Below are 22893 nucleotides of genomic sequence, written 5' to 3'. Positions count from 1 at the left end.
CGAGCCGACGCCGATGGCGTTCGCCGGATCGACCCCATGCTAGGATTTGGCCTTGCGGTCGAACCGCAACTCTGGGCGCTCCTGTTCACCATGGTCCGGGTCGGCGCGGCGTTCATTATCGCGCCGGTGTTCGGCGCGGTGGCGATGCCGGTGCAGGTGCGCGTGCTGCTGTCGGGGGCGATCGCGGTGCTGGTGCTGCATGCGCAGGCCTTTCCCATTCCGACCGAAATCTTTTCGCTGACCACCTTCCTCGCCATCGCGGCCGAGGGTCTGGTCGGCCTCGCCATCGGGCTCGTTCTCCAGATCGCGTTCGCCGCGCCGGTGATCGCCGCCGAGGTCATCGGCATCTCGATGGGCATCGGCTTTGCGGCGATGGTGGATCCGCAGAATGGGGCGCAAAGCCCTGCGCTCGGCACCTTCTTGTCGGTGCTGTTGACCCTGTTGTTCCTGTCGCTCGACGGGCATCTGATCCTGATCGACCTGCTGGTCCGGTCCTATGAACTGCTGCCGCCCGGCGCTGCGTGGCTGACGCCTGCCAAGCTGGAGAATATCGCGATCTTCGGCGGCTATGCGTTCCTGTCGGGGCTGTTGCTGGCGCTACCGGTCGGGTTCCTGCTGCTCTGCCTGAACCTCGTCATGGGCATGTTGTCGCGCTCCGCCCCCGCGCTCAACCTGTTCGCGGTCGGCCTGCCCGCCAGCCTGTTCGTGGGGGTCATCGCGTTGTTCGTCGCCCTGCCGGCGATGACCGATTACATGCTGGTCGTCGTGCAGGAGGCGCTCGAAGCCGCGCAGAGGCTCGTTTTGGGATGAGCGAGGACAAAACCGAAAGCCCAACCCAGAAGCGCCTCGACAAGGCGCGCGAAGACGGCGACGTCCTCAAGTCCAAGGAACTGGGCACCGCGCTGGTCATCCTCGCGGGGTGCGGCTGGCTGGCGATGTTCGGGCCGACGCTGGTCGCCGCGTGCAAGGCGGTGATGACCGCCAGTTTCCGGTTCGGACGCGCCGATGTCGAGGATTTCCAGCCATGGCGACCGCTGGTCGAGGCCGGATGGAAGCTGGCGGTGCCGGTCGGCAGCGTGCTGATCTTTGCCGTCGTCGCCAGCATCGTGACGCAGGCGGGACTGACCGGCATCCGCTTCAACGGCGGCGCGCTGGCCCCCAAGGGGTCGCGGATCAACCCGGCATCGGGCATGAAGCGCGTGTTCGGGGCGCAGGGCTGGATCGAACTCGGCAAGTCGCTGCTGAAGGTCACGCTGCTCGGCGCGATCGGCTATGTCATGCTGAAATCGGCGGCGGTCAGCTCGATGGGGCTGGTATCGTCGAACGTCGAACAGGCGATTTCGGACCTTGGCGGCACGTTCCTGACGCTGTTGTTCGTGATGGCGGGCGGGCTGGTGCTGATCGCGGGCCTCGACGTGCCGCTGGCGATCTTCCAGCGGATGAGCCGCCTGCAGATGACCAAGCAGGAAGTGCGCGACGAGCATAAGGAAAGCGACGGCGATCCGCATGTGAAGGCGCAGATCCGCCAGCGGCGGCACGACATCCTGAAGGGCGGTTTCAAGGCGGCGGTGGGCGAGGCGCATGTCGTGCTGACCAACCCGACCCATTTCGCGGTCGCGCTGCGCTACGAACATGGTCGCGATCAGGTGCCGGTGGTCGTCGCCAAGGGGCGGGGTGCCACCGCGCTCGCGATCCGCGAACTGGCGGCCGAGGCGAAGATTCCGATGCTGGAATATCCGCAGCTCGCCCGCGCCGTCTATTACACCAGCAAGCAGGGGCAGGAGGTTCGCGACGACCTGTACCTCGCCATCGCGACGGTTCTGGCGTTCGTCTTCGGCGTCAACCGGCAGGCGGGTGGTATCCAGCCGCCGGTCACCGTGCCGCCCGAGGCGCGGTACGACGAAAACGGCAAGATTTCCGCTTAAACGTCCCTAAAGATTTCCGCGCTTCTGCCGCTTGATGGGGAGAGAGTGCGCGGGAGAAGACGATGGCGACCACGATCAGCACCGCGGCCACGTCGACCGCGACCACGCCGAAGACGACCGCCACGACGGGGACGATGCCCAACATTGCCAACGCGCTGGGCGAGGGGTCGGGGGTCGATACCACCGCGTTGATCAAGCGCCTGGTCGATGCGCAGTTCGCCGGCAAGAACGCGCAGCTGACCAAGAAATCCGACGTGCTGACCGCGCAGATTTCATCGGTCGCCGAATTGAAATCGGGCATCAACGAATTCGCGACCGCCCTGACGACGCTGGCCGAATCGAGCGGCCTCAAGACGCAGCTGAGCAGCAGCAGTGCCGCGGTCAAGGTATCGGTGGCGAGCGGCAAGACCGTCACCAGCCTGAACGCCAGCGTGACCGTCGCCCGCCTCGCCACGTCGCAGGTGGCGGTGACCAAGGATTCGTTCAGCACCACCGCCTCGGTCGGCACCGGTACGCTCCAGCTGAAGCTCGGCAGCGTCGGGGCGGACGGCACGTTCACCGCGAACGGCACGACCATCCCGCCGATCACCATCGATGCCGGCGACGCGACCTCGCTGCAAAAGGTCGCCGACAAGATCACCGCGGCCAAGGCCGGCGTGACCGCCAGCGTCGTGAACGACGCCAATGGCCAGCGGCTGGTGCTGCGCAGCACCGATGGCGCGAACCAGGCCTTCACCATGACCGCCACCCCCGCCAGCGGCAGCGCGGTGCCGGGGCTGGAACGGCTGAACGTCGACTTCGACAGCAGCACCACCGATGGGGCCGAGGTCGTGACCCGCGCGGGCAATGCGGTGTTCAGCGTCGACGGCGTGCCGATGGTCAGCGCGTCGAACACGATCACCGGTGCGGACGGCGTGAAGCTGGAGCTGAAGGCGGTGACGACCGACGGCCCGGTGACGCTCAGTTCGTCGCGGCCGACCGATGCGCTGAAGGAGGCGGTGAAGAACGTCGTCGAGGCGTATAACAACATGCTGGCGTCGGTGAACAAGGCGACCGACCCGATCACCGGCGACCTGCGCGCCGACCCGGCCGCGCAGTCGCTGAAGCGGTCGTTGCAAAAGCTGAGCATCGCCGACCTGACCGGCAAGACCGACAGCAGCCCGACGACGCTGGCGCGGATCGGCGTCGCGACCAACAATGACGGGTCGCTGCGCGTCGATGACGATTTGCTGTCGGCGGCACTCGTCAACAATCCCGACGCGGTCGAGGCGATGTTCGTGCCCGGTACCGGCAGCGACAAGACGGGCGGCCAGAGCCTGCCCGCCGCGCTCAACCGCATCGCGGTCGCGGCGAAGAGCACGACGCTGGGGCTGGGTGCGAGCGACAAGCGCTATGCCGAGGCGCAGACCAATCTGGCCAAGGAACAGGCCAAGGTCGCCGATCAGACTGAAACGACCTCCACCCGGATGACGCAGCAGTTCGCGGCGTCCGAGGCGCGCGTCGCCGCGTACAAGGCACAGCAGACCTTCATGGAAAACCAGATCAAGATGTGGACGCGGAGCGAATAATGACCCGCTATGCCACCGCCCTTTCCGGCGATCCCGCCCAGACCTATCGATCGGTCGATCTTGCCGCGCGCACCGGCGGCGCGGACCCGCACGCGCTGGTGTCGCTGTTGTACGAGGAAGCGGTCCGGGCGCTGCGATCGGCGGCATGGGCGACCGACAACCGCCAATATGCGATGAAGAGCGACCGGGTGACGCGTGCGACCGCGATCCTGTTCGCGCTCGAAGCCGGTCTCGATTTCGACAAGGGCGGCGACCTGTCGCAGACCCTGTCGCGGCTGTATAATGGCCTGCGCGAACAGATCGTCAACGCCAGCATCGGGCAGGATGCGCGCCCCTTCCTGAACGCCGCCGCGTCGCTGACCGATATCGCCGAGGCATGGGAAGCGGTGCGACCGCGTTGAGGCTGGCAAGCGCGGGCGTGATCGGTTAGCGCTGCGGCCATGAAGCAACCGCATATCGTCGCGCTGGGGGGCACGCTGCGCCCGACCTCGGGAACCGCCGCCGCGCTGGAGCGGGCGCTGACCCATGCCGCGACGCTGGGTGCGCGCACGACGCTGCTGACCGGGCCGGCAATCGACTTTCCGAACTATGAACCCGAAACGGCGGGCAGCAATGCCCGCATCCAGTCGTTCCTGCGCGCGCTGCGCGATGCCGACGGGATCATCATCGGTTCGCCCGGCTATCACGGCACGTTGTCGGGGCTGGTCAAGAACGCGCTCGACCATGTCGAGATGCTGCGCCGCGACGACCGCGTCTATTTCGACGGACTGCCGGTCGGGCTGGTGGCGACCGCCGCCGGGTGGCAGGCGGCGGTGGCGACGCTCGGCACGCTGCGCACCGTCGCCCATGCGCTGCGCGGCTGGCCGACGCCGATCGGCGTGGCGATCAACACCGTCGAGGACGGCGCGATCGACAAGGCGGACGGCCAGCTGCGGCTGATGGTCGAACAGATGATCGGGTTCGCCGCGCGATAGGGCGGCGGCCGACCGGACCGGAAATCCGCTCCGGCATCGCGCGAAACAGGGAACGGACGCGTTCGGCCATTCTCTTCGCGCCCGCGCCGTTCTAAAGGCTGGCGCATGGACTGTTTCACGCTTCGCAACGGCACGCTCCATGCCGAGGATGTCAGCCTGCCCGCCATCGCCGATGCGGTCGGGACCCCTGTCTATGTCTATTCGACCGCGACGCTCGAACGGCATGTCCGTGTGTTTCGTGAGGCGGTGGCGGGGCTGGGCACCGGCGAACCGCTGGTCGCGTTCGCGGTAAAGGCCAATCCGAACAAGGCGGTGCTGGCGACGCTCGCCCGGGCCGGCATGGGGGCCGATGTCGTGTCGGGTGGCGAGCTGTACCGCGCGCTCGACGCCCGCATGGACCCGGACAAGATCGTGTTCTCGGGCGTCGGCAAGACCGCCGACGAAATGGCGCAGGCGCTGAACGCCGGCATCGGCCAGTTCAACGTCGAATCGGAACCCGAGCTCGACATGCTCTCGGCGGTCGCCACCCGCCTCGGCACCGTCGCGCGCATCGCGATCCGGGTGAACCCCGACGTCGTCGCCGGCACCCATGCGAAGATCTCGACCGGCGGCAAGGAGAACAAGTTCGGCATCGATTACCATGCCGCCCCCGCCGCCTATGCCCATGCCGCATCGCTGCCCGGTATTCAGGTGCGCGGCGTCGCGGTGCATATCGGCAGCCAGCTGACCGACCTCGTACCGCTGGCGGCGGCGTTCGACCGGGTCGGTGCGCTGATCGCCGAACTGCGCGCCGCCGGTCACGCCATCACCCATGCCGATCTGGGCGGTGGTCTGGGCGTACCCTATGACCCGGCCCGGCCGTTGCCGCCCAGCCCGGCCGAGTATGGCGCGATGGTCGCCCGCGCGACCGCCGGCTGGGACACGCGGCTGATGTTCGAACCCGGCCGGTTGATCGTCGCCAATGCCGGGGTGCTGGTGTCGCGCGTCATCCGCGTGAAACAGGGCGCGACCGCGCCGTTCGTCGTGGTCGATGCGGCGATGAACGACCTGCTGCGCCCCAGCCTGTACGACGCCTATCACGACATCCGCGCCGTCCGCCCGACCGGCGAGCGCGCCGTGACCAACATCGTCGGCCCGGTGTGCGAGACCGGCGACACCTTCGCGCTGGGCCGTGCGATGGACGTGGTCGCCGCCGACGATCTGGTCGCGTTCATGACCGCCGGCGCATATGGCGCGACCATGGCATCGACCTACAATTCGCGCGCGCTGGTGCCCGAGGTGCTGGTGGCGGGCGACCGGTTCGCGGTCGTGCGCGAACGCCCGCCGATCGCGGCACTGGCCGAGGCCGATCGCCTGCCGCCCTGGCTGTGAACGGGCTGCCGATCCTGCTGCGCACCGCCGGGCGGCGCGTCCTCCTCGTCGGGGAGGGCGAGCCGGCCGATGCCAAGCGCCGCCTGCTCGAACGCAGCGGGCTGACCGTCGTCGCCGACGATCCGCACGCCCGCATCGCGGTGGTCGCGGTCGAGGACGATGCCGAGGCGCGCCTGGCGATCGACGCGCTGAAGGCGCGCGGCATCCTCGTCAACGCCGTCGACCGGCCCGCCGATTGCGACTTCACCCTGCCCGCGATCGTCGACCGGTCGCCGATCCTGATCGCGATCTCGACCGGCGGCGTGTCGGCGGGGCTGGCGGCGGCGATTCGCCAGCGGCTGGAGGCGATCCTGCCCGCCGGCGTCGGGCGACTCGCCGAGGGGCTGGGCGCGGCGCGCGCCGCACTGCGCGCCCGCTTCCCCGATGGCGGCGACCGCCGCCGCGCGATCGGTGCCGCGATCGCGGCGGGCGGACCGCTCGACCCGATGGTGCCGCATGCCGACAACGCGGTCGCGCAGTGGCTGGACGGTGCGGCAGCGGTCGCCGGCCGGGTCGAGGTGATCCGGCTGCGGTCCGCCGATCCCGACGACCTGAGCTTACGCGAAGCCCGCTGGCTGGGACAGGCCGACCGCATCCATCACGCACCGCACGTGCCGGCGGCGATCCTCGACCGTGCGCGGGCCGATGCCGTGCGGATCATGGAACCCGTGCCTGCCGAACCGCTCCCCGGCCTGACGATCGATCTGGCATGACCTGCTCGGCCTGGCATATCGAGGGGGGCAAGGTGACGTCGGTCGATCCGCTGACGGCGATCGACACGACTGGCGGCTTCACGTGGATTCACCTGCACGGCGAAGGCGATCAGGTCGCGCTGTGGCTGCGCGACCATGCCCATCTGCCCGAATATGTCATCGATCCGCTGACCGCCGTCGAGACGCGGCCGCGCTGCGATGCGCTGGGCAAAGGGGCGTTCGTCAATTTGCGCGGCCTGTCCGACGACGTGCTGTCCAGCGCCGATCCGCTCGCCTCGGTCCGGCTCTATGCCAGCGCCGGGCGGGTCCATTCGGTCACGCGCCGCCGGCTGACCGCGTTCCATACGGTGGTCGACCGGGTCGAGAGCGGCGGCGTCGCCGATCCCGGCGACCTGATCGTCGCCTTTGCCAGCGCGATCACCGAACAGCTCGACCCGCTGATCGCCGATCTGGGCGACACGCTCGACGAATGCGAAGAGGCGCTCGACCCGACCCGCATCTTCGAACAGCGGCGCGCGGTGACCCACACCCGTGTCCGCGCGATCGGCTATCGCCGGTTCCTCGTGCCGCAGCGCGCGGCCCTTGAAAAGCTCGGCCAGTTGCCGGGCGACTGGCTGCAACAGGACGATCGCCTGCACCTTGCCGCCGCCGCCGACCGCGCCGCCCGCATGGCCGAGGAAGTCGATTCGATCCGCGAACGCGCCGCGCTGATCCACGAGACGCTGACCGACCTGCGCGCCGAACAACTCGACCAGCGATCGTTGCAGATCGCGATCGCGGCGATGGTCTTCCTGCCGCTGACCTTCCTGACCGGTCTGCTCGGCATGAATGTGAAGGGCATTCCCTTTGCCGACGAACCATGGGCCTTTGCCGGGGTGGTCGGGCTGTGCGTCGTCATGAGTGCGGCGATCGTCGCGTGGTTCGTGCGCAGGCACTGGATCGGGCGGTAGCGACGGGGTTCCGCCTCAATCGTCGGGGGGAAGGTCGTCCGGCCAGAAATCCGGGTCGGGATCGACCTGCACCACCACCGGCCGGGGCAGTACCGGCACCGCGCCGTCGAACGCGATCCGGATCGCCGCGCCCATCGCGGTCGCCTGTTGAAAGATCGCCGCGACGTCTCGACCACTGCGCAACATGCCGGCGATCCATGCCGCGCGGTCGGCGGTCAGATAGCCGATCTGGACCCCGCGCGCGCTCAGCACCATCACCGCATGTGGGTCGACCGGATTGCGCGGTTCGGGGACCAGCGTCACCGCCTCGCCCGGCGCACACAGCAATATCTCGAACCGGCGATTGCCGCCACCGCGATTGGGATGGTCGGCCCCGACGACGGGCAGGCTCAACTCACGCATCGCGCAAACTCCGCACGAACCGTTCGGTCAGGCTGCGAAAGGTGATCGACCAGCGCGGTTCGGCCATCGGCGCGATGCCGTGTTCCCAGTCCCAGCGTGCCTCGCCGGTCAGGTGATAGGCGCCGCCCGCGACCAGCGGCAGCGCGAACCGGTCGAACCCACCCTCCCGCCGCCGTCGAAAGCGCAGCGTCGCGGGCGCGCCGATCGACAGGCCGACGACATGCTCGAACACCGGCCGGTCGCGATGCCAGCCGATGCCCGCACCGGAATCGTACCGGATCAGCAGCGCCTGCACGAGCGCATCGGGCGGTAGCCCGGCAAACGCCGCCGCCCGCGCGCGCACCGCCAGCAGCCAGTCGGGCATCGGTTCGGCCCGCCCCACCCGGCCCTGCTCGAAATCATAATGCCAGCCATAGGACGCCGTCCGCCGCAGCCCGGTCCATTGCTGGAACCGAAAGGGGACGAGCGGTGCGGCGTCGATCGCCGCCGCCAGCGCGGGCAGGTCGTCGGCCGCCACCAACGACGACGCATGGGTCAGGCCGGGCAGCACCGGTTCGGCGGCGAAGAGGTCGAGTTGCGGCATCGATGGAACGCAACATGGGTCGGCGGCGTCTGTCCATCAACCAAGGGCGACGGTCACGATCGCCCGAAAAATCGGGGACTCCTTCATGCCACAGCACAGCGCCGGCATCCTGCTCTATCGTCGGACGCCTGGGCCGGCCGTACTGCTCGTCCATCCCGGTGGCCCGTTCTGGGCGCGGCGGCATGTCGGCGCGTGGCAGATTCCCAAGGGCCAGATCGAACCCGACGAAGCGGTCGAGGATGCCGCGCGCCGCGAAGTGGCCGAGGAACTGGGCGTCACCGTCACCGGCCCGCTCGAACCGCTCGGCATGGTGCGACAGGCGGGCGGCAAGTCGGTATCGGCCTTCGCCGCCGAACAGGATGTCGATACCGGGGCGATCACCAGCATCCTGTTCGAAATCGAATGGCCCCCCCGCAGCGGCCGTCGCCGCAGCTTTCCGGAAGTCGACGCGGCCCGGTGGATGCCGGTCGCCGAAGCCCGCACGCTGATGCTGAAGAGCCAGCTGCCGCTGCTCGACCGGATCGAACCGTTGCTGGGGTAGGTGCACCACCAGAAACCCGTTTGGTTCGAGCAGCTTCAAGTGAAGTCGAGAAGAGGCTCGGGTGAACCATGCCCCGCATGGTCCAGAATTGTCCGGGGGACAATTCGACCCGAACCTCGTCGAGAACGGGTCGTTTTAGGCAACCCCTTCTCGACTACGGTTCTCGACAGGCTCGAACCTCCGCTCGAAGCGAACGGGGGGAGAGGGAGAGTAGACGAAGAACCGTCATCCCGGCGCAGGCCGGGATCCATTGTGTCGGGCGCGTCCGACAGAAGCGCGACCCGGCCACATCCATGGATCCCGGCCTGCGCCGGGATGACGATGATATCACCGGAACGGCGAGACTATCACAGCAGCTTCACCGCCACGTTCTCTTCCGCCGCGCGCGTCAACCGGTTGCGCAGCGGCAGGGTGAACGGCGCGGCCTCGATCTCGAACACGTCGCCTTCCTGCGTCCGCACCCCGTCCGAGAAGGACAGCGTGGCCGTGCCGAAGAAATGGACGTGAATGTCGCCGGGGCGGCGGAACAGCACGTATTTGAAATGATGATGTTCGAGGTTCGACAGGCTGTGCGACATGTTCGCCTCGCCCGACAGGAACGGCTTTTCCCAGATCGTCTCGCCATTCCGGACGATGCGGCTGGAACCCTCGATATGCTCGGGGGGCAAGCCGACCAGCAATTCGGGGCCAACCGATGCCTGGCGCAGCTTGCTGTGCGCCAGCCACAGATAATTGTGGCGTTCGGTCACATGGTCCGAAAATTCGTTGGCGAGCGCGAGGCCGATGCGGTGCGGCGTGCCGTCCGAACCGATGACATAGATGCCGGCCAGTTCGGGCTCCTCGCCGCCGTCCTGCGCGAAATGCGGCATGGTGAAGTCGCCACCCGGCGCAACCATCTGCCCGCCATCGCCCTTGTAGAACCATTCGGGCTGCTGCCCGACCTGACCCTCGGCCGGCTTGCCGCCCTCGACGCCTTCGAGGAACATCCGCATCGAATCGGTCTGGGTCGCGGCTTCGGCGGCGGCGCGGTGCATCTTGTCGCGGCCCTCGGCCGATCCGAGATGGGTGAGGCCGGTACCGGTCATGATGACATGCGCCGGGTCCTCATGGTCGATCGGCGATCCGATCGCACCGGCATCGAGCAGCGCGGCGATATCGACCGCCTCGCCCTGCCCCAGCGCCGCGACCTCGTCGGCGATGCTGTGGCCGGCATCGATCGCGCGCAGCGCCAGCGTGCGGACGCTGTCGACGCCGGGGACGATGTGCGCGGCCGTTTCGGTCGCGGCGATCACGGCGCGCGACGGGGCGACGCGCTGCAACAGACGGAGAGTCATCGAAGGTTCCTTATGCAAAGACGTCGGTGTCGGCGGGGACGTCGTCGATCGAATTGGTCACCTTCGATCCCCACACCGCATAGAACAGGATGTACAGTTCGCAGGCGGCGGTCAGCAGGAACGACCATTGCAGGCCGTACCGGTCGGCCAGCCAGCCCTGCACCACCACCAGCGCACCGCCGGCGATCGCCATGATCAGCAGCCCCGACCCTTCCTCGGTCAGCGGCCCCAGCCCCTTGATGCCGAGCGTGAAGATCGTCGGGAACATGATCGAGTGGAACAGGCCGACGAGGATCAGCGACCACATCGCGGCCGGACCGCTCAGGAACGTTGCGCCGAGCATCACCACGAACGCCCCGATCGAGAAGAACGCCAGCACCTTGCCCGCATCGACCTTCTGCATCACGAAGCTGCCGACGAACCGGCCGATCATCATGCCGCCCCACAGAAAGGTCAGGTAGCGCCCGGCCAGTTCGTTGGTGACGTTGGCGATGTCGGGCTGGCTGACGAAGTTCACGAACAGGTTGGCGACGCCGATTTCGGCGATCAGGTAGATGAAGATCGCGGGTACGCCGAACACCAGGTTGCGGTGGTTCCACAGCGAATGCTTCTTGCGTTCCTCCTTCGCCACGCGGCTGGTCGACGATCCCATCGCCGGCAGCGGGAAGCGGGCGATGATGACCGCCAGCACGACCAGCACGATCGCGACCAGCACATAGGGCAGGACCACCGAGTGCGCGTCGGCCATCCGCTCGGCCTGGGTCAGCACCGTGCCCGCCTCCGACGTGCCGCCCTTCGACCGGCCGAGGATCAGATACGCACCGAACAGCGGCGCGAGCATCGTGCCCGCCGAGTTCATCGCCTGCACCAGATTGAGCCGCGACGACGCCGTCGCCGACGGACCGATCACCGCGACATAGGGGTTGGCCGCGACCTGCAGCAGCGTGATGCCGCTGGCGATCACGAACAGCATGACGAGCGTCACGCCATAGGACGGCAGGCTGGCGGCGAGCACCATGCCCAGCGCCCCGGCCGCCATGATCAGCAACCCGATGACCAGCGACTTCTGATACCCGATTCGCTCGATCAGCTTGGCCGAGGGGATCGATGCGAAGAAATAGGCGATGAACCACACGCTTTCGATCAGCGTCGTCTGGGTATAGTTCAGGTCGAACACGCTGCGCAGATGCGGCAGCAGCGTGTTGTTGATGACGGTGATGAACCCCCACATGAAGAACAGGCTGGCCAGCAGCGTCAGTGCGGGCGCGTAACTGGCGCCCGACGCGCCTTGTGGCACCGCGCCGGTGCGCGCGGATATTGGGGCCGGCATCCTCGTCTTCTCCCATTTTACGGCTGGCGGGACGGTTTGGTCCGTCGCGTCGCTTGCCCAATTCGATTTTGTCTGACTATATGCGCCAACGCATGGCGTCAACGGCGCTTGATACGGGGGAGGAAACAGGGTGAAGACGGGCATCGTCCGACTCGCCTGCACGCACCCGGCTCGGCCGTCCGTGTCGCCTGCACCCCGATTGCCCCTGTTCGTCCGTCCACTTGCTGCACCGGAATTTCCATGACCGACATGCCCCCCCTGCGTAGCCGCGCCTGGTTCGACAACCCCGAGAATATCGACATGACGGCGCTCTATATCGAGCGCTATCTGAACTTCGGCCTGAGCCAGGAAGAGTTGCAGTCGGGCAAGCCGATCATCGGCATCGCCCAGACCGGCAGCGACCTGTCGCCCTGCAACCGCCACCACCTCGTGCTGGCCGAGCGGCTGCGCGAGGGGATTCGCGAAGCGGGCGGCATCGTCCTCGAATTCCCGGTCCATCCGATCCAGGAAACCGGCAAGCGTCCGACCGCCGGCCTTGACCGCAACCTCGCCTATCTGGGTCTGGTCGAGGTGCTGTACGGCTATCCGCTCGACGGCGTGGTGCTGACCATCGGCTGCGACAAGACGACGCCGGCGTGCCTGATGGCCGCCGCGACGGTCAACATCCCCGCCATCGCGCTGTCGGTCGGGCCGATGCTCAACGGCTGGCACAAGGGCGAGCGCACCGGATCGGGCACGATCGTGTGGAAGGCGCGGCAGCTGCTCGCCGCCGGCGAGATCGACAACAAGGAGTTCATCCGGCTAGTTTCCTCGTCCGCACCCTCGACCGGTTATTGCAACACGATGGGCACGGCGACGACGATGAACTCGCTGGCCGAGGCGCTCGGCATGCAGTTGCCGGGGTCGGCTGCGATCCCCGCGCCGTATCGCGACCGGCAGGAAATCGCGTACCGCACCGGCCTGCGCATCGTCGACATGGTCCGCGAGGATCTGAAACCCTCGCAGATCCTGACGAAGGACGCGTTCCACAACGCGATCAAGGTCAATTCGGCGATCGGCGGTTCGACCAACGCCCCGATCCATCTGGCGGCGATCGCCCGCCATATCGGCGTCGACCTGCCGATCGAGGATTGGCAGGAACAGGGCCACAAGGTCCCGTTGCTGGTGAACCTGCAACCCGCCGGCGAATATCTGGGCGAGGATTATTACCGCGCGGGCGGCGTACCGGCGGTCGTCAAGGAACTGATGGGTGCGGGCCTGATCGCCCAGGACGCGCTGACCGTGAACGGCAAGTCGATCGGCGACAATTGCCGCGACGCGACGATCGAGGATGAAAAGGTCATCCGCCCGTTCGGCCAGCCGCTGAAGGAAGAGGCCGGCTTCATCGTGCTGAAGGGCAATCTGTTCGACGCGGCGGTCATGAAGACCAGCGTGATCGGTCCCGAATTCCGCGAACGCTATCTGTCCAACCCGAACGATCCCGAAGCGTTCGAAGGGCCGGCGGTCGTGTTCGACGGCCCCGAGGATTATCACCACCGCATCGACGATCCGTCGCTCGGCATCACCCCCGAAACGCTGATGTTCATGCGCGGCGCGGGGCCGATCGGCTATCCGGGTGCCGCCGAGGTCGTGAACATGCGTCCGCCCGCCTATCTCATCACCGAGGGGATCAGCGCGCTGCCGTGCATCGGCGACGGGCGTCAGTCGGGCACGTCGGGATCGCCCTCGATCCTCAACGCCAGCCCCGAAGCGGCGGCGGGTGGCGGCTTGGCGCTGCTGCGCACCGGCGACCGCGTCCGCATCGATCTGGGCAAGGGCCGCGCCGACGTGCTGCTGGCGGACGAGGAACTGGCACAGCGCCGCCGCGAGCTCGAAGCGGCCGGTGGCTATCAATATCCGGCGTCGCAGACCCCGTGGCAGGAAATCCAGCGCTCGGTCGTCGGCCAGATGTCGACCGGCGCGATCCTCGAAGGGGCCGAGGCGTATCAGCAGATCGCCCAGACCCGCGGCCTGCCGCGCGACAACCACTGACGGAGGGCGGTCTGTGACCGCCCTTTCTCGCTACGCCAGACCGTCACCCCGGGCTTGACCCGGGGTCCCGCTTCCCGCTGCGGCCGGAAACGGCACCGGGACCCCGGCGTAAGGCGAGACCTCCGCGAAAGCCGCTGATTCGTACCCCGGCGAAGGCCGGGGCCCAGTTGAGGGACGTTAGTTAGCTACGGACAAGCCTTTCCAACTGGACCCCGGCCTTCGCCGGGGTACGGCTCGGGTTTGGCTCCGTTCGGGACGTTCCCGGAGGTTTCGGCCAATCCTGAAGTGACGTGGGCGAGCGGGGCGGAGCTACCAACCCTTTGCCACCCTACCCCCGCGTAGCGTCGAACCGCGCCAGCTCATACCCGATCGACGCCTCGACCAGCCGCTCCCACAAATCCGCGACCACCGCATCGGGCACCCCCGCCGCCGCCGCCGCCGCGCGCGCATTCGCGATCACCTGTGCCTTGCGCGCCTCGTCGCGCACCGCTTCGCGGCCCGGCTTGATGCGGGCGGCGGCGTCCATATAGGCGAAGCGCCGCGCCAGCAGCGCGACCAGTTCGCGGTCGACGTGATCGACCCCGGCACGGACGTCGGTCATGGTGGTGCAGTCGGGGCCGGGCAGGATCGTCATGCCCCGCGCTGTGGCGGCTGCGCTGCGGCTTGTCCAGCTTGACTCTGTCGGACCATCCGGCTAGGCGCCCCCCTTCGCAATTCGGCCCCGCATTCCCGGTGAAGCGGTGGCCCCGGTCGCAAGACCGGCGGCGAATACCGGGAGCCGCGATCGTCCGCCTGGATGGTCAAACGTTACTGCAATTGCATTGGATTTACGATGTCGAAGCGCTCCAGCGCCAAGTACAAGCTCGATCGCCGTCTTGGCGAGAATATCTGGGGTCGTCCCAAGAGCCCGGTCAACAAGCGGGAATACGGCCCCGGCCAGCATGGTCAGCGCCGCAAGGGCAAGATGTCGGACTTCGGCACCCAGCTGCGCGCCAAGCAGAAGCTGAAGGGCTATTACGGCGACGTCACCGAAAAGCAGTTCAAGCGCACCTATGAAGAAGCGTCGCGCATGAAGGGCGACACCGGTCAGAACCTGATCGGCCTGCTCGAACAGCGCCTCGACATGATCGTGTACCGCGCCAAGTTCGCGCCGACCGTCTGGGCCGCGCGTCAGCTGGTCAGCCACGGCCACGTCCGCGTCAACGGCGTGAAGTGCAACATCGCGTCGCGTCGTTGCTATGTCGGCGACGAAATCTCGCTGGGCACCAAGGCGCAGGAAATGGCGCTGGTCCTCGAAGCGCAGACCCTCGCCGAGCGTGACATCCCCGAATATATCGGCGCCGAAGGCACCAAGGTCACCTTCACCCGCGTTCCGACGCTGGACGAAGTGCCGTATCCGGTGAAGATGGAACCGAACCTGGTCGTGGAATTCTACTCGCGCTGATCTCGCGCTGAGCCAAGGTCCAGCGCAGCTGGACCGAGGCAACCCCTCAGCGCGAGCGGCCGGCGCTGCACAAGCAGCGACCGACGGCGCGGGCTTTGCCCGCGACGCTGGCAGAAACCGAAAGGGCGGCCCCGCAAGGAGGCCGCCCTTTTCGTATCCACTGTACGCCGGCCCGATCCTGCGACACCTTGGCCGCCTCCCATCCAAGCGAGGCTCCATGCGCCACCTGACGATCGCCCTGTCCGCCCTGTTCCTCGCCACCCCCGCGCTCGCGCAGACCGCTCCGCTCCACGGCAATGCCGAGATGGCGAAGCTGTTCGCCGAGGATCAGGCCGTTCGACAGAACGTCAAACCCGAACAGTATAACGACATGGCTTTCATCGAAAGAATGAACGCCGCCGACGATGTCCGGCGTGCCCGCACACGCGTCCTGCTCGACCAAGGCAAGCTCACGACCGCCGACGACTATTACGCCGCTGCGTTCGTCTTCCAACATGGTGACAAGCCCGAAGACTATCTCCTCGCCCATTCGCTGGCGATCGCGTCGGTCGCGCGGGGCAAGGCACGGGCCAGTTGGATCGCCGCCGCCACGCTCGACCGTTATCTGCAAACTATCGGCCAGAAACAGATTTACGGCACGCAGTGGCGACAGGCAGACAATATGCCGCTCACTCGCGACCCCTATGACCGCCAACTCGTGCCGGACAGCCTGCGCACTGCGCTCAACGTACCGGACCTCGCCGAGCAGGATCAGGAACTTGCCGAAATGCAGGCCGAACGGGCAGCGGCAAAATAGCCGCTTTCCTACTTCATCGCGTCCAGTCAACATCGCGCCGGGTCCACCAGACCCGCGCTCCTTGACCCTGCCGACACCCCCAAAAGCGACACCGCCGCAAAACGCGCGCAAGTGTGACCTTTGTGACCTTTGGCCCGGCGCTACAGCCCGCTCGCGCGCAACTGCGCTCGCAAATTCGCCCGCGTCCGCTCATCCACCGGCGGCAGTTCGCGCGCGCCTTTGCCCTTGCGCAGCCGCGCGCGGTCGCGCTCGTCGGGCACCACCACCCGCACCCGCACCGGCACCACGCCGGCCCCGCGCGCGCCCAGCGCCTCCGCCGCGCCGCGTGACAGATCGAGGATGCGCCCGCGCCCGGTGAACGGTCCGCGATCATTGACCCGCACCAGCACCCGCCGCCCGCTGTCGAGTGCGGTCACCTCGACATAGCTCGGCAGCGGCAGCGTGGTGTGCGCGGCGGTGACCCAGCCGGGCCGGAACCGCTCGCCATTGGCGGTGCGCCCGCCCGATTCGCTGCCATACCAGCTCGCCAGCCCCAGCATGTCATATGCCGGATCGACGGCGGGCGCATAGGTGACGCCGCGCACTTGATAGGGCCGCCCGACCTTGACCACCGCATCGCTGACCGGCCGGTACCCGCCACCGGCACAGGCCGAGAGCAACAGGGCGGCACAGGGCAGGAGCGAGCGTGCAAGCATGACGATGGTCCCTAGCGCACCACCGCCCCCTTGCCGACCCCCGTCCGCGCCCGCTAGTCCCACGGCACCCCAAGGAGACGCCCCATGAAGACCCGTGCCGCCGTCGCGTTCGAAGCCAAGCGCCCGCTCGAAATCGTCGAACTCGACCTCGAAGGGCCCAAGGCCGGCGAAGTGCTGATCGAGATCATGGCGACCGGCATCTGCCATACCGATGCCTATACGCTCGACGGCCTCGACAGCGAGGGGATCTTCCCGTCGGTGCTTGGTCATGAGGGCGCGGGGATCGTGCGTGAGGTCGGCGCGGGCGTGACCAGCGTCGCGGTCGGCGACCATGTCATCCCGCTCTACACCCCCGAATGCCGCCAGTGTAAGTCGTGCCTGTCGGGCAAGACCAACCTGTGCACCGCGATCCGCGCGACGCAAGGGAAAGGGCTGATGCCCGACGGCACGACCCGCTTCAGCTATAAGGGCCAGCCGATCTACCATTATATGGGCTGCTCCACCTTCTCGAACTTCACCGTCCTGCCCGAGATCGCGGTGGCGAAGATCCGCGAGGACGCGCCGTTCCAGACCAGCTGCTATGTCGGCTGCGGCGTCACCACCGGCGTCGGCGCGGTGGTCAACACTGCCAAGGTCGCGCCGGGCGACAACATCATCGTCTTCGGTCTGGGCGGCATCGGCCTGAACGTGTTGCAGGGCGCGCGGATGGCCGGCGCGAACATGATCGTCGGCGTCGACATCAATCCGGCGCGCGAGGAATGGGGCCGCCGCTTCGGTATGACCCATTTCGTCAACCCGAAGGACGTCGACGGCGATCTGGTCCAGCATCTCGTCGCGCTGACCGATGGCGGCGCGGACTATACGTTCGACTGCACCGGCAACACGCAGGTGATGCGACAGGCGCTGGAGGCGTGCCATCGCGGCTGGGGCACCAGCATCATCATCGGCGTCGCCGAAGCGGGCAAGGAGATCGCCACCCGTCCGTTCCAGCTGGTGACGGGGCGCAACTGGCGCGGCACCGCATTCGGCGGCGCGAAGGGCCGGACCGACGTGCCGAAGATCGTCGACTGGTACATGAACGGCAAGATCGAGATCGACCCGATGATTACCCATGTCCTGTCGCTCGACGAGATCAACAAGGGCTTCGAGCTGATGCATGCCGGGGAAAGCATCCGCTCGGTCGTCGTATATTGATTTGGTTTTGACAGGTGAAATTTCTTCGCGAATATAAGCGGAGAGAGGACACGCGATGACCGCAGGGCAGCGTCCCGCCAGGCTCGGCTTCGGCGGGGCGGCGATCGGCAATCTATATCGGCCGGTCGGCGAGGATGCCGCCCGGGCGACGATCGACGCCGCATGGGATCACGGCATCCGCGCGTTCGACACCGCGCCGCATTACGGCTTCGGCCTGTCCGAACGGCGGGTGGGCGATGCGCTGGCGGCGCGCGATCCGGGCGGCACCGCCTTCGTATCGACCAAGGTCGGACGGGTCCTGCGACCGGTGTCCGACCGCGATCTAGGCACCGAACGACAGGGCTTCGTGTCGCCCGAACCGGTCGAAAGCGCCTTCGACTATTCGCGCGACGGCGTGTTGCGATCGTTCGACGCCAGTTGCGGCCGGTTGCGGCGCGATCGCATCGACCTGTTGCTGGCGCATGATCTGGGCGCGATGACCCATGGTGCCGATGCCGCCGCACGCATGGCGACCTTTCTCGACGGCGGCTATCCGGCGATGCGGAGCCTGCGCGACGCGGGCGCGATCGGCGCGATCGGGATCGGCGTCAACGAGATCGCGGTGTGCGAGGACTTGCTCGACCGGGTCGAACTCGACGCGATCCTGCTCGCCGGCCGCTACACGCTGCTCGAACAGGGCGCGCTCGACACGCTGCTGCCCCGCTGCGATGCGATGGGCGTCCGCCTGATCCTTGGCGGGCCGTATAATTCGGGCATCCTCGCCACCGGCACCGGCGGCGACGCGCGCTATAACTACGAAGCGCCGCCCGCCGATATCGTCCGCCGGATCGATGCCATCGCCGCGATCTGCGCGCGCCACGCCGTGCCGATGGCGGCGGCGGCGCTGCAATTCGCGATGGCGCATCCGACGGTCGACACCGTCATCCCGGGCATGGCCGACCGCCAAGAAGTCGCGCAGGCGGTGACGCTCGCCACCCTGTCGCTGCCCCCCGCGCTGTGGCACGATCTGATCGACGCCGGTCTGGTCCGCGCCGACGCCCCCGTTCCTTCCTCGGAGACCGCATGACCCGTCTGTCCGGCAAAACCGCCATCGTTACCGCCGCCGCGCAAGGGATCGGTCGCGCCGCCGCCGAACTGTTCGCCCGCGAAGGGGCACGAGTGCTGGCGGTCGATATCAATGCCGACGCGCTCGCGACGCTCGACGGCTGCGAGGCGCACGTCGTCGACCTGCTCGATCCGCAGGCGATCCGGGATTTCGCCGGTCGGGTCGGCGCGGTCGATATCCTGTTCAACTGTGCGGGCTTCGTCCATGCCGGCACGATCCTGACCACCGAAGAGGCCGACTGGGACTTCAGCTTCGACCTGAACGTCCGCGCGCAATACCGCCTGATCCGCGCCCTGTTGCCGGCGATGATCGATGCGGGCGGCGGGTCGATCGTCAACATGTCGTCGGTCGCCAGCCATGTGATCGCGGTACCCAACCGCTTCGTCTATACCGCGTCGAAGGCGGCGGTGATCGGCCTGACCAAATCGGTGGCGCTCGATTTCGTCGGACAGGGTATCCGCTGCAACGCGATCTGCCCCGGCACCGTCCAGTCGCCGTCGCTGGAGGAACGCATGGCCGCGACCGGCGACGCCGAAGCCGCGCGCGCCTCCTTCACCGCCCGCCAGCCGATGGGGCGGCTGGGCCGGGCGGAAGAAATCGCCGAACTGGCGCTGTATCTCGCCTCCGACGCGTCGTCCTACACCACCGGCGTGGCGCATGTGATCGATGGCGGCTGGTCGAACGCATGATCCATGTCCTGACCCTCGACCTCGCCGACGACGCCGCCGCCATCGCCGAGTACGAGCACTGGCACCGGCCGGGCAACGTGCCCGCGCCCGTGCTGGCGTCGATCCGCGAGGCCGGGATTACGCAGATGGACATCTACCGCACCGGCAACCGGCTGGTGATGACCACGGCCGTCACCGACGCGTTCGATCCGGCGGCCAAGGCCGCCGCCGACCTCGCCGATCCCGACGTCGTCGCATGGGAAGCGAAGATGGGCCAGTTCCAGCGGGCATTGCCGCACGCCACCGATGGCAGCCGCTGGACACCGATGACGCGCATCTTCCGCCTGACCGACCACGCATGACGCACCGGTCGAGCCTGTCGCCGTCCGGCCCTGCTGCTATCAACGACGGGGCACCGCACGTTTCGCGATACCGTCGGCGCTGACGACAAGAACGGACCCGGACTTCACCGGGCGGAGAGGAAGCCATGCCGATCCCGATCATTACCGCTCCACCGCCGCCGTCCGGTCCCGCCGACGATCCCGGCGCGCGTCGCTTCATCACACCGGGGTTCGGCGTCGGCTTCGCGGTGGTGGTCAGCCTGTTCTTCCTCTGGGCGATCGCCAACAACTTCAACGACATCCTGATCCGCCAGTTTCAAAAGGCGCTGGCGCTGAACCGGGCGGAGGCGGGCTTTATCCAGTTCGTCTTCTATCTCGGCTATTTCCTGATGGCGCTGCCCGCCGGGATCATCATGCGCCGCTTCGGCTATCGCGCCGGTATCCTCGCGGGCCTCGGCCTGTACGCGGTCGGCGCGCTGCTCTTCTACCCGGCGGCGGAACTCCGCGAATTTGCCGGATTCCTCACCGCGCTGTTCGTGCTGGCGGCGGGCGCGGCATTCCTCGAAACGGCCGCCAACCCCTATATCGTCGCGTTCGGCGATCCGGCGCGGGCCGAACAACGGCTCAATCTGGCGCAGGCGTTCAATGGCTTGGGCGGTGCGATCGCCCCCAGTATCGGCGCATTGTTCATCTTTTCCGGCGTCGAGCATGACCGTGCGACGCTCGACGCGATGGCCCCCGCCGCGCTCGAAGCCTATCGGGCGAGCGAGGCGCAGATGGTGCAGCTGCCCTATCTGGTGCTGGCGGGGGTCGTCATCCTCATCGCGATCGCGGTGGCGGTGGTTCGCCTGCCCGATATCGCCCATGATACGCGCGGCGGCACGCTGGCGGGGCTGAGGTCGGTGATCGGTGTCCGGACGCTGCGCTGGGCGGTCGTCGCGCAATTCTTCTATGTCGGGGCACAGGTCGGGGTGTGGAGCTTCTTCGTCGACTTCGTGAAGTCGCTGAGCCCGGCGACGCCCGAGCGCGAGGCCGCCTATCTGCTGTCGATCAGCCTCGCGCTGTTCCTTGCCGGGCGGCTCGTCGGGACGCTGTTGATGCAGAAGGTCGCGGCGACGCGGCTGCTGGCAGGATTTGCGCTGGCGAACATCGTGCTGACGCTGGTCGCGGCGCTGGCCGGGGGCATGGTCGCGATCGGGGCGCTGCTGCTGACCGGCTTCTTCATGTCGATCATGTTCCCGACGATCTTCTCGCTGGGGGTGCGCGATCTGGGACCGCAGGCGACGCTGGGCGCGCCGCTGATCGTGATGGCGATCATCGGCGGCGCGCTATTCCCCCCGGCTATGGGATTGCTGAGCCACGATATCCTGTCGATCCAGACGACGATGCTAATACCCTGCCTGTCGTTCGCGGTCGTGCTGGCGTTCGCGTTGGCGATGCGTCGAAACGCCGTTTCAGGGGGGTAGGTACATGCGATACCGGCGGGCGGGGATGGCGGGAGCGGCGCTGTGGTTGACGGCGGCGGCACCCGATCCCGGCGTCGAGGCGGCGGTGCGCGCCGCGCTGGCGCAGGCCCCGGCGGGAACCCGGTTCGGCCTGGTCGTCCGCGATGCGGCGGGCGTCGAGCGCGTCGCGATCGATCCCGACAATCGCTTCGTACCCGCTTCGAATACCAAGATTTTCACGACCATCGCCGCCTTTGCCCATCTGGCGGTGACGGGATCCGACGATGCCCGGACGGGCGTGCGGATCGAGGGGCGCGACGTGGTGTTGGTGGGTGCGGGCGATGCGCGGCTGTCGTCGGCGGAGGATTGTCGCGGCGACTGCCTGACCATACTGGCCGATGCGGTGGCGGCGACCACGCGGGTGGTGGGGGACGTGATCGGCGACGACAGCCGGTTTCCCGACCAGCGTTGGTCGCCGGGCATGGGGTGGAACAACATCGCCACCCGGTCGGGCACCGGCATTTCCGCGCTGTCGCTGGACGACAACGAACTGGTCCTGACCGTCCGTGCCGAGGGGGGTCGGGCGGTGGTAGGCGGTTCGGACTATTACCGGATCGACAACCGGGTGACGGTCGGCGCGCGCAACGCCATCGGCTATGACCGGATGCCGGGCAGCGACCTGCTGCGGGTGTCGGGGACGGTCGCCACGGGGGACGGCGAGCGCATCCGGGTGGGGATCGACGACCCCGCGCACTATGCGGCGTGGATGTTTGCGAAGGTGTTACGTGACAGGGGGGTGCGAGTGGCCGGCAAGGTCGTGGTTCGCCACCGGCCCTATGTCGCGGCGGAGGACGGGGCGGTCGTCGAACGTGGCACATTCCCGCCGATGTTGGCACAGGTGCAGCCCGGACCGCTGGTCGAGGACATCGCGCTCACCAACAAGGTCAGCCAGAACCTGCATGCCGAACTGCTGCTGCGTCGGATCGGCGCGGTCCGGGGGACCGGATCGATCGCCGACGGGCTGAAGAACGTCGGCGCGATCATGACGCTGGCCGGCGTGCCGCGCACCGCATGGGATCTGTCCGACGGGTCGGGCATGTCGACCTATAACCGGGTCAGCCCGCGGGCGATGGTCGCGCTGATCGGCTGGGCACAGGCGCAACCATGGGGCGCGGCATGGCTGGAGACACTGCCGGTCGCGGGCGTCGACGGCACGCTGGCACGCCGGTTCCGCGACACGCCGCTGGCGGGCAGGCTGCGCGCCAAGACCGGATCGCTGTCGGGTACCTCCGCGCTGGCGGGGACGATGACCGCGGCGAGCGGGCAGACGCTGACCTTCGCGCTCTATGCCAACGACATTCCCGAAGGCGCGTCGGCGACGGCGGCGATGGATGCGGCGCTGAACGCGGCGGCGGCGGGTCTGTAGCGCGGGGGACGGCGTTCT

Annotated in this window: 24 protein-coding genes; 18 read left to right on the top strand and 6 right to left on the bottom strand. The window is 67.8% G+C overall.

Going from position 1 to position 22893, the window contains the following annotated elements:
• The first annotated feature begins 36 nt into the window (after positions 1-36).
• The 8 genes from fliR to ASE70_RS04960 all read left to right on the top strand — a co-directional run bounded on the left by fliR (position 37) and on the right by ASE70_RS04960 (position 7540).
• On the top strand, positions 37-810 hold the full coding sequence (fliR, locus tag ASE70_RS04995; protein WP_056502045.1) for a flagellar biosynthetic protein FliR: 774 nt from the start codon (positions 37-39) through the stop codon (positions 808-810).
• Positions 807-1925: an EscU/YscU/HrcU family type III secretion system export apparatus switch protein gene (locus ASE70_RS04990; RefSeq protein WP_056502042.1), complete on the top strand. Its 1119-nt coding sequence runs from the start codon at positions 807-809 to the stop codon at positions 1923-1925. Before fliR ends, ASE70_RS04990 begins: the two co-directional genes overlap by 4 nt.
• 62 nt (positions 1926-1987) lie before the next feature.
• Positions 1988-3493, top strand: a complete 1506-nt coding sequence (gene fliD, locus ASE70_RS04985) for a flagellar filament capping protein FliD (RefSeq protein WP_056502037.1) — start codon at positions 1988-1990, stop codon at positions 3491-3493.
• The gene (locus tag ASE70_RS04980) at positions 3493-3894 is read left to right on the top strand and encodes a flagellar export chaperone FliS (RefSeq protein ID WP_056398988.1); all 402 of its coding nucleotides are present in this window, start codon (positions 3493-3495) and stop codon (positions 3892-3894) included. The genes fliD and ASE70_RS04980 overlap by 1 nt, the downstream gene beginning before the upstream one ends.
• Positions 3895-3933: 39 nt before the next feature.
• Positions 3934-4467 carry an NADPH-dependent FMN reductase gene (locus ASE70_RS04975; RefSeq protein ID WP_056002718.1) on the top strand — a complete coding sequence of 178 codons (534 nt, stop codon included), beginning with the start codon at positions 3934-3936 and terminating at the stop codon, positions 4465-4467.
• A 105-nt stretch (positions 4468-4572) separates the two neighbouring features.
• Entirely contained in the window at positions 4573-5838 is a 1266-nt protein-coding gene (gene lysA, locus ASE70_RS04970) for a diaminopimelate decarboxylase (protein WP_056502035.1), read from the top strand.
• Positions 5829-6590 carry a precorrin-2 dehydrogenase/sirohydrochlorin ferrochelatase family protein gene (locus tag ASE70_RS04965; RefSeq protein ID WP_200925600.1) on the top strand — a complete coding sequence of 254 codons (762 nt, stop codon included), beginning with the start codon at positions 5829-5831 and terminating at the stop codon, positions 6588-6590. Before lysA ends, ASE70_RS04965 begins: the two co-directional genes overlap by 10 nt.
• Positions 6587-7540 (top strand): zinc transporter ZntB, encoded by a 954-nt coding sequence (locus ASE70_RS04960; RefSeq protein ID WP_056502029.1) that lies wholly within the window; start codon positions 6587-6589, stop codon positions 7538-7540. Before ASE70_RS04965 ends, ASE70_RS04960 begins: the two co-directional genes overlap by 4 nt.
• Before the next feature lie 15 nt (positions 7541-7555).
• Here the strand turns inward: ASE70_RS04960 and ASE70_RS04955 are convergent, their stop codons facing one another.
• On the bottom strand, positions 7556-7942 hold the full coding sequence (locus ASE70_RS04955) for an HIRAN domain-containing protein (protein WP_235519615.1): 387 nt from the start codon (positions 7940-7942) through the stop codon (positions 7556-7558).
• The gene (locus ASE70_RS04950) at positions 7935-8525 is read right to left on the bottom strand and encodes an alpha-ketoglutarate-dependent dioxygenase AlkB (protein ID WP_056502026.1); all 591 of its coding nucleotides are present in this window, start codon (positions 8523-8525) and stop codon (positions 7935-7937) included. Before ASE70_RS04950 ends, ASE70_RS04955 begins: the two co-directional genes overlap by 8 nt.
• 85 nt (positions 8526-8610) lie before the next feature.
• On the opposite strand from ASE70_RS04950, the gene ASE70_RS04945 reads away from it, so the two are divergent.
• Entirely contained in the window at positions 8611-9066 is a 456-nt protein-coding gene (locus ASE70_RS04945; RefSeq protein WP_056398959.1) for an NUDIX domain-containing protein, read from the top strand.
• A 347-nt stretch (positions 9067-9413) separates the two neighbouring features.
• On the opposite strand, the gene araD1 is transcribed toward ASE70_RS04945, so the two are convergent.
• Positions 9414-10400, bottom strand: a complete 987-nt coding sequence (araD1, locus tag ASE70_RS04940; protein ID WP_056502023.1) for an AraD1 family protein — start codon at positions 10398-10400, stop codon at positions 9414-9416.
• Positions 10401-10410: 10 nt separating this feature from the next.
• Positions 10411-11730: a sugar MFS transporter gene (locus tag ASE70_RS04935; RefSeq protein ID WP_056398956.1), complete on the bottom strand. Its 1320-nt coding sequence runs from the start codon at positions 11728-11730 to the stop codon at positions 10411-10413.
• Positions 11731-11970: 240 nt separating this feature from the next.
• Between ASE70_RS04935 and ASE70_RS04930 the strand changes: the two genes are divergently transcribed.
• Positions 11971-13761: an IlvD/Edd family dehydratase gene (locus ASE70_RS04930; protein ID WP_156347381.1), complete on the top strand. Its 1791-nt coding sequence runs from the start codon at positions 11971-11973 to the stop codon at positions 13759-13761.
• A gap of 328 nt (positions 13762-14089) precedes the next feature.
• Here the strand turns inward: ASE70_RS04930 and ASE70_RS04925 are convergent, their stop codons facing one another.
• Entirely contained in the window at positions 14090-14395 is a 306-nt protein-coding gene (locus ASE70_RS04925; RefSeq protein ID WP_056398953.1) for a chorismate mutase, read from the bottom strand.
• A 198-nt stretch (positions 14396-14593) separates the two neighbouring features.
• Between ASE70_RS04925 and rpsD the strand changes: the two genes are divergently transcribed.
• Entirely contained in the window at positions 14594-15205 is a 612-nt protein-coding gene (gene rpsD, locus ASE70_RS04920) for a 30S ribosomal protein S4 (RefSeq protein WP_056398950.1), read from the top strand.
• A 217-nt stretch (positions 15206-15422) separates the two neighbouring features.
• Positions 15423-16001: a hypothetical protein gene (locus ASE70_RS04915; RefSeq protein WP_056502019.1), complete on the top strand. Its 579-nt coding sequence runs from the start codon at positions 15423-15425 to the stop codon at positions 15999-16001.
• Positions 16002-16141: 140 nt separating this feature from the next.
• Here ASE70_RS04915 and ASE70_RS04910 read toward each other — a convergent pair whose 3' ends face one another.
• Positions 16142-16696, bottom strand: a complete 555-nt coding sequence (locus ASE70_RS04910; RefSeq protein WP_056502016.1) for a septal ring lytic transglycosylase RlpA family protein — start codon at positions 16694-16696, stop codon at positions 16142-16144.
• A gap of 84 nt (positions 16697-16780) precedes the next feature.
• Between ASE70_RS04910 and ASE70_RS04905 the strand changes: the two genes are divergently transcribed.
• The 6 genes from ASE70_RS04905 to dacB all read left to right on the top strand — a co-directional run bounded on the left by ASE70_RS04905 (position 16781) and on the right by dacB (position 22875).
• Positions 16781-17890: an S-(hydroxymethyl)glutathione dehydrogenase/class III alcohol dehydrogenase gene (locus ASE70_RS04905; protein WP_056502013.1), complete on the top strand. Its 1110-nt coding sequence runs from the start codon at positions 16781-16783 to the stop codon at positions 17888-17890.
• A 55-nt stretch (positions 17891-17945) separates the two neighbouring features.
• On the top strand, positions 17946-18956 hold the full coding sequence (locus tag ASE70_RS04900; RefSeq protein ID WP_056502010.1) for an aldo/keto reductase: 1011 nt from the start codon (positions 17946-17948) through the stop codon (positions 18954-18956).
• Positions 18953-19684 carry an SDR family oxidoreductase gene (locus ASE70_RS04895; protein WP_056502007.1) on the top strand — a complete coding sequence of 244 codons (732 nt, stop codon included), beginning with the start codon at positions 18953-18955 and terminating at the stop codon, positions 19682-19684. The genes ASE70_RS04900 and ASE70_RS04895 overlap by 4 nt, the downstream gene beginning before the upstream one ends.
• Positions 19681-20025, top strand: coding sequence for an L-rhamnose mutarotase (locus ASE70_RS04890; RefSeq protein WP_056502004.1), 345 nt, complete (start codon positions 19681-19683; stop codon positions 20023-20025). Before ASE70_RS04895 ends, ASE70_RS04890 begins: the two co-directional genes overlap by 4 nt.
• Before the next feature lie 125 nt (positions 20026-20150).
• Positions 20151-21470: an L-fucose:H+ symporter permease gene (fucP, locus tag ASE70_RS04885; RefSeq protein WP_156355988.1), complete on the top strand. Its 1320-nt coding sequence runs from the start codon at positions 20151-20153 to the stop codon at positions 21468-21470.
• Between the two features lie 4 nt (positions 21471-21474).
• Positions 21475-22875 carry a D-alanyl-D-alanine carboxypeptidase/D-alanyl-D-alanine endopeptidase gene (dacB, locus tag ASE70_RS04880; protein WP_235519614.1) on the top strand — a complete coding sequence of 467 codons (1401 nt, stop codon included), beginning with the start codon at positions 21475-21477 and terminating at the stop codon, positions 22873-22875.
• Positions 22876-22893: the final 18 nt, after the last annotated feature.

This window comes from Sphingomonas sp. Leaf22, assembly GCF_001421715.1.
Taxonomy (GTDB): domain Bacteria; phylum Pseudomonadota; class Alphaproteobacteria; order Sphingomonadales; family Sphingomonadaceae; genus Sphingomonas.
This window is presented reverse-complemented; position numbering and strand designations above follow the sequence as displayed.

Excerpts from the sequence above, each read along its gene's own strand:
- fliR (WP_056502045.1), top strand. The coding sequence starts at position 37 with ATGCTAGGATTTGGCCTTGCGGTCGAACCGCAACTCTGGGCGCTCCTG.
- ASE70_RS04990 (WP_056502042.1), top strand. The coding sequence starts at position 807 with ATGAGCGAGGACAAAACCGAAAGCCCAACCCAGAAGCGCCTCGACAAG.
- fliD (WP_056502037.1), top strand. The coding sequence starts at position 1,988 with ATGGCGACCACGATCAGCACCGCGGCCACGTCGACCGCGACCACGCCG.
- ASE70_RS04980 (WP_056398988.1), top strand. The coding sequence starts at position 3,493 with ATGACCCGCTATGCCACCGCCCTTTCCGGCGATCCCGCCCAGACCTAT.
- ASE70_RS04975 (WP_056002718.1), top strand. The coding sequence starts at position 3,934 with ATGAAGCAACCGCATATCGTCGCGCTGGGGGGCACGCTGCGCCCGACC.
- lysA (WP_056502035.1), top strand. The coding sequence starts at position 4,573 with ATGGACTGTTTCACGCTTCGCAACGGCACGCTCCATGCCGAGGATGTC.
- ASE70_RS04960 (WP_056502029.1), top strand. The coding sequence starts at position 6,587 with ATGACCTGCTCGGCCTGGCATATCGAGGGGGGCAAGGTGACGTCGGTC.
- ASE70_RS04955 (WP_235519615.1), bottom strand. The coding sequence starts at position 7,942 with ATGCGTGAGTTGAGCCTGCCCGTCGTCGGGGCCGACCATCCCAATCGC.
- ASE70_RS04950 (WP_056502026.1), bottom strand. The coding sequence starts at position 8,525 with ATGCCGCAACTCGACCTCTTCGCCGCCGAACCGGTGCTGCCCGGCCTG.
- ASE70_RS04945 (WP_056398959.1), top strand. The coding sequence starts at position 8,611 with ATGCCACAGCACAGCGCCGGCATCCTGCTCTATCGTCGGACGCCTGGG.
- araD1 (WP_056502023.1), bottom strand. The coding sequence starts at position 10,400 with ATGACTCTCCGTCTGTTGCAGCGCGTCGCCCCGTCGCGCGCCGTGATC.
- ASE70_RS04935 (WP_056398956.1), bottom strand. The coding sequence starts at position 11,730 with ATGCCGGCCCCAATATCCGCGCGCACCGGCGCGGTGCCACAAGGCGCG.
- ASE70_RS04930 (WP_156347381.1), top strand. The coding sequence starts at position 11,971 with ATGACCGACATGCCCCCCCTGCGTAGCCGCGCCTGGTTCGACAACCCC.
- ASE70_RS04925 (WP_056398953.1), bottom strand. The coding sequence starts at position 14,395 with ATGACGATCCTGCCCGGCCCCGACTGCACCACCATGACCGACGTCCGT.
- rpsD (WP_056398950.1), top strand. The coding sequence starts at position 14,594 with ATGTCGAAGCGCTCCAGCGCCAAGTACAAGCTCGATCGCCGTCTTGGC.
- ASE70_RS04915 (WP_056502019.1), top strand. The coding sequence starts at position 15,423 with ATGCGCCACCTGACGATCGCCCTGTCCGCCCTGTTCCTCGCCACCCCC.
- ASE70_RS04910 (WP_056502016.1), bottom strand. The coding sequence starts at position 16,696 with ATGCTTGCACGCTCGCTCCTGCCCTGTGCCGCCCTGTTGCTCTCGGCC.
- ASE70_RS04905 (WP_056502013.1), top strand. The coding sequence starts at position 16,781 with ATGAAGACCCGTGCCGCCGTCGCGTTCGAAGCCAAGCGCCCGCTCGAA.
- ASE70_RS04900 (WP_056502010.1), top strand. The coding sequence starts at position 17,946 with ATGACCGCAGGGCAGCGTCCCGCCAGGCTCGGCTTCGGCGGGGCGGCG.
- ASE70_RS04895 (WP_056502007.1), top strand. The coding sequence starts at position 18,953 with ATGACCCGTCTGTCCGGCAAAACCGCCATCGTTACCGCCGCCGCGCAA.
- ASE70_RS04890 (WP_056502004.1), top strand. The coding sequence starts at position 19,681 with ATGATCCATGTCCTGACCCTCGACCTCGCCGACGACGCCGCCGCCATC.
- fucP (WP_156355988.1), top strand. The coding sequence starts at position 20,151 with ATGCCGATCCCGATCATTACCGCTCCACCGCCGCCGTCCGGTCCCGCC.
- dacB (WP_235519614.1), top strand. The coding sequence starts at position 21,475 with ATGCGATACCGGCGGGCGGGGATGGCGGGAGCGGCGCTGTGGTTGACG.